Source organism: Actinomycetospora sp. (assembly GCF_055612215.1).
In genome coordinates this window covers 1-5737 of record NZ_JBVPVA010000351.1, presented here as the reverse complement: position 1 = coordinate 5737, position 5737 = coordinate 1, and the positions used below count along the sequence as shown (strand labels likewise).

Sequence of the window (5737 nt, the reverse complement as noted above, 5' to 3'; positions counted from 1 at the left end):
GAGATGCTGCGGGCCGCCGACGCCCAGGAGCCCGAGCTGGCGGCGCTGGTCGCGCGCGCCGGCGCCGCCGGTCCGATCTCGGAGACCGCGCTGGCGCCCGAGCTGCGCGAGGCCTGGATCTGCGTCCCCCGCGAGGTCGGCGACCTGCTGGCGACGCTGGTCCAGGCGACCGGCGCGCGCACCGTCGTCGAGTTCGGCACCTCGTTCGGGGTCTCGACGGTGTTCCTCGCGGCGGCGCTGCGCGATTCCGGCGGCGGCACCGTCGTCACCAGCGAGCTGGAGTCGACGAAGGCCGCGGTCGCGGCGGCGAACCTGCGCCGCGCCGGGCTCGACGACCTCGTCGACCTCCGCGTCGGCGACGCCCGCGAGACACTCGCGAGCCTGCCCGGGCCGGTCGACCTGCTGCTGCTCGACGGCTGGAGCGAGCTCTACCTCCCGGTGCTGGAGGTCGTCGAGCCGCGGCTGCGTCCGGGCGCGCTGGTGATCGCCGACGACACCGAGATGCTCCCGGAGGCCCTGGTCGACTACCTGGCCCACGTCCGTGGCCCGGGCTACCGCTCGCAGCACCTCCCGCTCGGGGACGGGCTGGAGCTGAGCTGTCGCATGTGAACGGATGTCGTCGCCAGGACGACCACATCCGTTCACATGGGCCGCAGGCCCCTCAGGGCGTCGATCGTGTCCGCCTCGGAGGCCGGCTTGTCGTCGCGGTAGCGCACCACCCGCGCGAACCGCAGCGCGACGCCGCCCGGGTAGCGGGTCGAGGTCTGGACCCCGTCGAGCTCGATCTCCACGACGATCTCCGGGCGCAGGTACACGGTGTGCGCGTCCCGTGAGGTCTCGAACTGCGGGAACGTCTCGGTCTGCCAGCGCAGCGTCTCGTCGGTCATGCCCTTGAAGGTCTTGCCGACCATCACGAACCCGCCGTCGGGATCCCGCGCCCCGAGGTGGATGTTCGACAGCCACCCGCGCCGCCGCCCGGAGCCCCACTCGCAGGCCAGCACGACCAGGTCGAACGTGTGCGCCGGCTTGATCTTCTGCCACGACCTGCCGCGTCGCCCCGCCGTGTAGAGCGAGTCGAGCGCCTTGACCATCGACCCCTCCTGACCGGCGGCCAGGGCGGCCCGGACCTCGTCGGCGGCCTCGGCGGGGGTCGGGCGCACGACGCCGGGGATGAGCCGGTCGCCGACCACCTCCGCGAGTTCCCGACGACGGGTCTCGAGCGGCTCGTCGACGAGGTCGCGGCCGTCGCGGTGCAGGCAGTCGAAGAACCAGGGCTGCATCGCGCCCTCGCCCAGGCCCTTCATGGAGTCCTGGAAGGTGCGCGGGCGGCCGTCCTCGGAGACGGCCAGGGTCTCGCCGTCGAGGACGACGGACTCGACCGGCAGCGCCCGCGTCAACGCCACGATCTCGGGCACGGAGTCGGTCATCTCGTGCAGCGTCCGCGACCACACCCGGACCTCGTCGCCGCGACGGTGCACCTGGATCCGGGCCCCGTCGAGCTTGTGCTCGACCACGATCTCGGTGCCCAGGTCGGCGAGCGTCGCCTCCAGCGAGTCCCCGGGGGAGGCGAGCATCGGGCGGACCGGGCGCATCACCTCGAGCCCGATCGCGTCGAGCTCCGCCACCGGGTCGGGCGAGGTCAGCGCGGCCTCGGCGGTCGTCGGGAGGCGGCCGGAGAGCATGAACGCGCGACGCACCGCGTCCGCGGGAATCCCGGCCGCGGCCGCCACCGCCGCGATCATCCGCCCCTCGAGCGCGCCCTGGCGCAGCTCACCGCCGAGCAGGCGCACGCGGAAGCGGCCCTCGTCGGCGGTCGCGGCGCCGAGCAACGCCGTCAGCGCCGCGGTGCGGCGGGCGCCGACACCGGTGCCCGACCCCGCCAGCGCCGCCAGGCGGTCGAGCGCGGCCTCGACGTCGCCGACGGTCAGCGACGGCGGAGAGCGTCCGCCAGCCGATGCCGGTGCGGCCCTGCAGCATGTCGCCGGCGAGCCACGCCGTGACCGGCCGGACCTCCTCCGGCCCGGCCGCGGCGAGCACCGTCGCCAGCGCGGCCGTCTTGGCCTTGCGCGAACGGGTCGCCGCGACCTGGGCGGAGGCGTCGACGACGGCGGCGAGCAGCACGGCGGGTCCGGTTACGCGTCGACGCGCGTCATCGCGAGCACGTCGAGCGCCTCGTCGAGCTGCTCCTGGGTCAGCTTCCCCTCCGAGACGTAGCCGTCGGACTCGATGACCTCGCGGATCGTCTTGCGCTCCTTCATCGCCTTCTTCGCGATCTTCGCCGCCTCCTCGTAGCCGAGGAGGCGGTTGAGCGGGGTGACGATCGCCGACGACGACTCGGCGTACCGGCGGCACGCCTCCTCGTCGGCCTCGGTGCCCTCGAGGACGCGGTCGGCGAGCAGGCGGGCGGCGTTGGCGAGCAGGCGGGCCGACTCGAGGACGTTGCGCGCCATCACCGGCATCATGACGTTGAGCTCGAGGTTGCCCTGGCTACCGGAGAACGCGATGCACGCGTCGTTCCCGATCACCTGCGCGGCGACCATCATCGTCGCCTCGCAGATCACCGGGTTGACCTTGCCGGGCATGATCGAGCTGCCGGGCTGGAGGTCGGGCAGGTGGATCTCGGCGAGGCCGGTCGAGGGACCCGACGAGAGCCAGCGCAGGTCGTTCGCGATCTTGTAGAGGCTGACGGCGACGGAGCGCAGCGCACCGGAGACCTCGACGAGGCCGTCACGCGCGCCCTGGGCCTCGATGTGGTCGCGGGCCTCGGTGATCTCGGGGATCCCCAGGGCCTGGCGCAGCTCGTCGACGACCTTGGTCCCGAAGCCCTCGGGGGTGTTGATCCCGGTGCCGACCGCCGTGCCGCCGATGGGCAGCTCGCCCAGGCGCGGCAGCGCGGCCCGCAGCCGCTCGGTGCCGTGGCTGCACTGGGTGGCCCAGCCGCCGGCCTCCTGGCCGAGGGTGATCGGCACCGCGTCCATGAGGTGGGTGCGGCCGGCCTTCACGACGTGGCGCCAATCCTGGGCCCGGCGGTTCAGCACGGCGCCGAGGTGGTCCAGCCCGGGGATGGTGTCGGTGACGACGGCCTCGGTGGCGGCCAGGTGGATCGTCGTCGGGAAGACGTCGTTCGAGCTCTGCGAGGCGTTGACGTGGTCGTTCGGGTGGACCTTCTGGTCCGACCCCGACGACGCGAGGGCCCGCGTGGCCAGCGTCGCGATGACCTCGTTGGCGTTCATGTTCGAGCTCGTGCCCGAGCCGGTCTGGAAGACGTCGATGGGGAACTGGTCGTCGTGCGCGCCGGAGGCGACCTCGTCGGCGGCGGCGGCGATCGCGTCGGCGATCTCGGCGTCGAGCACCCCGAGGGTCTTGTTCACGCGGGCCGCGGCGCCCTTGACCAGGCCGAGCGCGCGGATCTGCGCCGGCTCGATCGGGCGTCCGGAGATGGGGAAGTTCTCCACGGCGCGCTGCGTCTGCGCGGCGTAGAGGGCGTCGGCCGGCACCTGGACCTCGCCCATGGTGTCGTGCTCGGTCCGGTACCCCGTGTTCTGCTGCGCCCCTGTGTCGTTGCCCATGGCCGCAATCCTCGCGTCCCGCGGGGCGCGCGACGAGTCGGGGTGGGGGTGGCCGAGGCCACCTACACCCAGGGGCTCTCGTCGGTCTCGATCTCCTCGGTGCCGAAGTCCACCGTCGAGTACTCGCGCAGCTTGGCCAGCCGGTGGTAGCCGTCGATGAGCCGGACCGTGCCCGACTTCGAGCGCATCACCAGCGACTGCGTGCTCGCGCCGCCCGCGCGGTACTGCACGCCGCGCAGCAGGTCGCCGTTGGTCACGCCGGTGGCGCAGAAGAAGATGTTCTCGCCGTTGACGAGGTCGCCGGTGTGCAGCACGCGCCGGAGGTCGTGCCCCGCCGCGAGCGCCTTCTCGCGCTCCTCGGCGTCCTTGGGCCACAGCCGGCCCTGGAACGAGCCGCCCAGGCAGGCGATCGCCGACGCCGCGATGATCCCCTCGGGGGTCCCGCCGATCCCGAGCAGGATGTCGACGTCGCTCTCGTGGCGGGCCGCGGCGATGGCGCCGGCGACGTCGCCGTCGGTGATGAAGCGGATGCGCGCGCCCGCGTCGCGGATCTCCTGGACGAGGTCGTCGTGGCGGGGGCGGTCGAGGACGACGACGGTGACGTCGGCGAGGCCCACGCCCTTGCGCTTGGCGACGGCGCGCAGGTTGTCGCGGACGGTGGCGTCGATGTCCACGACGTCGGCGTACTCGGCGCCGACCGCGAGCTTCTCCATGTAGAAGACGGCCGACGGGTCGAACATCGCGCCCCGCTCGGCCACCGCGAGGACGGCGAGCGCGTTCGGCATGCCCTTGGCCATGAGCGTGGTGCCGTCCACGGGGTCGACCGCGACGTCGCACTCCGGGCCGTCGCCGTTGCCGACCTCCTCGCCGTTGTAGAGCATCGGCGCCTCGTCCTTCTCGCCTTCGCCGATGACCACCGTGCCGCGCATCGACACCGAGCCGATGAGCTTGCGCATCGCGTCGACGGCCGCGCCGTCGCCGCCGTTCTTGTCGCCGCGCCCGACGAACCGCCCCGCGGCCATCGCGGCCGCCTCCGTCACCCGCACGAGTTCGAGCGCGAGGTTGCGATCGGGGGCCTCGGGACGGCGGGGGCCGGAGGAGGACTGCGAGGAGGTCACGAACTCTCCTGTCGTACAGGTGCGGGCTGGGGAGCCAGTCTCCCAGACCGACGCGATCGGGGAACCGGCTCCGACCGGCCGGGTGCCGGGCGGTGATCACTGGAACGATGGAGGCATGGGACGGACGGCGTCGTGAGCGCACCGCGGGGCGCGTCGGGTGGCGGGGTGGGCCCGTTGGCGATCGCGACGATCGTGCTGGCCGTGGTCGTCCTGGCCCTGACCGGGCTGACGCGCGCCTGCTCCTTCTCCCCGACCGCGCCGACCGTGGACCGCGGCGCGGTGCAGCGCATCGACGTCGCGCAGGCCACGCGGGACGCGACCGCGGCGGTACCCTTCGCGCTGCGGGCACCGATGATGCCGGCCGACTGGATCCCCCAGTCCTCCGACGTGCGCCCGGTGGGCGGCACCCGGGCGTTCCGCCTCGGGTGGGTCACGCCGGACAACGCGTTCGTGCGGCTCGTGCAGTCCGACGCGCCGGAGGACGCGCTGGTCACCTCGGAGCAGGCCGCGCCGCCGGCACTGGGCCCGGTCGCGGTGGGCGGGCGCACCTGGACGACCTACCGCGGGGTGCGCGGCGAGGCGCTGTGGGTCACCGACGTGGACGGGGTGCGCTGGGTGCTCACCGGCGACGCGACGCCCGCGCGGTTCACCCAGCTGGCCACGACGGCGTTGGGCTCGCCGCTGGTGCCGCGCGGGTGAGGCTCGGCGGGGTTCTGAGCGGTCGGCCCGCCGCGGCTCGCTCCGGCCCGCTCCGGCCCCCGCTCCGGCTTGCCAGCAACGGCACCTTCCTGACATCTGACGCCAGGACGGCGCCGTTCACCCGTGCGCGAGGTCGGGTCCCCTCATGGCGGCAACGGCGCGTTCCTGGCGTCCGACGCGAGAACGGCGCCGTTCACCCGTGGAGGCCGCTCCCCGGGGTCAGTCGCGGGGCGGCGGGCCCCAGCCCCGGGTGCGGGCGACGCGCTCGCGTTCCCGGTCGTCGGTGGTCCAGTCCGCCGTCGGGTCGGCCGCAGGGGTGGCGCGCGGGAGGGCACCGGAGCCGGGGGAGCG

Annotated in this window: 4 protein-coding genes and 1 pseudogene; 2 read left to right on the top strand and 3 right to left on the bottom strand. The window is 74.1% G+C overall.

Annotated elements, in window-relative coordinates:
* Positions 1-609, top strand: a 609-nt coding sequence (locus AC0CYZ_RS10060) for an O-methyltransferase (protein WP_472214806.1), incomplete at its 5' end; no start/stop codon positions are given.
* A gap of 32 nt (positions 610-641) precedes the next feature.
* On the opposite strand, the pseudogene AC0CYZ_RS10055 reads toward AC0CYZ_RS10060, so the two are convergent.
* The 3 genes and pseudogenes from AC0CYZ_RS10055 to glpX all read right to left on the bottom strand — a co-directional run bounded on the left by AC0CYZ_RS10055 (position 642) and on the right by glpX (position 4687).
* Positions 642-2121: pseudogene (locus tag AC0CYZ_RS10055) on the bottom strand (ATP-dependent DNA ligase).
* Positions 2122-2132: 11 nt separating this feature from the next.
* Complete coding sequence (locus AC0CYZ_RS10050; protein ID WP_472214804.1) at positions 2133-3569, bottom strand: class II fumarate hydratase; 1437 nt, start codon at positions 3567-3569, stop codon at positions 2133-2135.
* Positions 3570-3631: 62 nt separating this feature from the next.
* Positions 3632-4687, bottom strand: coding sequence for a class II fructose-bisphosphatase (gene glpX, locus AC0CYZ_RS10045; RefSeq protein ID WP_472214802.1), 1056 nt, complete (start codon positions 4685-4687; stop codon positions 3632-3634).
* A 132-nt stretch (positions 4688-4819) separates the two neighbouring features.
* On the opposite strand from glpX, the gene AC0CYZ_RS10040 reads away from it, so the two are divergent.
* A complete protein-coding gene (locus AC0CYZ_RS10040; protein WP_472214800.1) occupies positions 4820-5386 on the top strand; it encodes a DUF4245 domain-containing protein in 567 nt (188 codons plus the stop codon).
* Positions 5387-5737 lie beyond the last annotated feature (351 nt).